The following is a 1,596-nucleotide window of genomic DNA, read 5'->3' as shown; positions in this document are numbered from 1 at the left end:
GTTGCTCCTGTTGCTCCTGGCGGAATTGGAGTAAGACTAATTAGTTGTGTTAATAGATTAAATAAAAGTCGTAAAGTTGATGGGGCAAAACAAGTCTGTATAGAGAAGAAGAAATCTGCAAGAGCGCTGTAAAATTGTTGTAATAGTACAGCCAATTGCCCCAAGTCTGTATTAGGAGATTGTAATTCATTTAAAATACTTTGAACTAACTGTTTTAAATAATCTCCTTCTGTAGTTGGTAGTAATAAATTTAGTAAATCTAAGAGTTGGTTAAACAAGTTGATTAGTATCAATTTATTTGCAGCATTTGGAGTAGCAAAAAACGTTGGTATAGCTATTATTAAAGCATTTAGTAAATTAATCAATTCATTTAATTGTGAATTGCTAGGACAAACTACCTTCGGCTCACAACAACCACCTGTAATAATAATTGAATCACAGTGATTATTATCAGAACAATCATTATGTTTCATATTTTTCCTCCTTACTTATTTATTTTCCGAGTACCTTTCTATTCTAAGAGTTATTGAATATATAATTATATTTTATTAGCTTTGAGTAATAATTTCCTCTTAGAAAAGAAAGCGCTACTAATAATTAAACAATAAAGAACGCTGTTTTAATTATCTTCACGACTCACATATTAATTATATGTCCTATAGAAATTAATGCTTAGATTATATACCTAAACTCAGTAACACATTTTAAAATTCCACATTTCTATTTTTTATACATAATCTCATTCTCAAAAATAATCAATTCAAATGTGGCCTAATAAATTAAAAAAATCATATTGGTTATATGGGTATGTAGCCGCGTCCCTTATAAAAAAAAATCATAAAATAAAACATGGGACAAGCTTCATCTTAACTAGCCCCATAAATTCAAAATAGAGGTGAAATATTACATGCCCATCATTCAACCTTTTATGGCATCCAGAAGATTCACGTCCACTTTAGGTGCTGGTACTGGTACTGGCGCGGCTTTTGCAATTGCCGCTACAGCATGCTTAAACGACTCTGGTACTACTGCAACAGCATTTCCCACTTACACATACTACAATTTTTATGTCAATGGAGTCATTCAACCTAGTGTAAACTCAACTGTCACTACAGGACCTACTGGTGCAATTACCATTCCAGGTGGAGATGCATTAGATCCTGGAATTCCAATTACAGTTGAATTTATCATCACTTAATATCTATTTTTTCAGTCAGACAGATTACTCAAATATGAGAATCTGTCTTTTTTAATGAATAGTAATAAATTGTAAAATGATTGATGAACCTTGTAAAGGCGGTTCAGAATCTATTAAGATCAACTGACCGGAAGTAACCTTGTAAAAAGGTTGTGGCTGAAGAATTCCATTTATAAACAAATTAATATATGAAACGTCATCCGGAGAGAGTATTTGTGTTGTACCATATTCAGGTATCCCATCAGCATTTGTATAAATAAGCTTTTCTCCATCTGAAAAAGTAAAATATAGTATATTTGATGTTTGTATATTACCAATAGGACCAGTTGTTCCGGTTATTCCGATTGCTCCAGTTGCTCCGGTTGCTCCCGGTTCTCCCGTTGTTCCGGTTACACCTG

The 1,596-nt window shown here is 32.7% G+C and carries 3 protein-coding genes; 1 reads left to right on the top strand and 2 read right to left on the bottom strand.

All coding sequences use genetic code 11. From position 1 onward, the window contains the following. Positions 1 to 473 (bottom strand): collagen-like repeat preface domain-containing protein (locus V7038_RS28230; RefSeq protein ID WP_335695989.1); only part of this gene is annotated, 473 nt, incomplete at its 3' end. 434 nt (positions 474 to 907) lie between these two features. Here V7038_RS28230 and V7038_RS28225 point away from each other — a divergent pair. Next, positions 908 to 1,198, top strand: a complete 291-nt coding sequence (locus V7038_RS28225) for a DUF4183 domain-containing protein (RefSeq protein WP_002200491.1) — start codon at positions 908 to 910, stop codon at positions 1,196 to 1,198. Between the two features lie 51 nt (positions 1,199 to 1,249). On the opposite strand, the gene V7038_RS28220 is transcribed toward V7038_RS28225, so the two are convergent. Continuing rightward, the coding region (locus V7038_RS28220) for a DUF4183 domain-containing protein (RefSeq protein ID WP_335695988.1) at positions 1,250 to 1,596 on the bottom strand (347 nt) is incomplete at its 5' end.

This window comes from Bacillus sp. JJ783 (assembly GCF_036963225.1).
In the GTDB taxonomy this organism is placed as follows: Bacteria; Bacillota; Bacilli; order Bacillales; family Bacillaceae_G; genus Bacillus_A; species Bacillus_A cereus_U.
Note: the sequence above shows the minus strand (reverse complement) of the source record. Positions and strands in the feature narration are given on the sequence as shown.

Bases quoted from the DNA above. Each gene is read 5' to 3' on its own strand.
- V7038_RS28225 (WP_002200491.1), top strand. From the start codon at position 908: ATGCCCATCATTCAACCTTTTATGGCATCCAGAAGATTCACGTCCACT.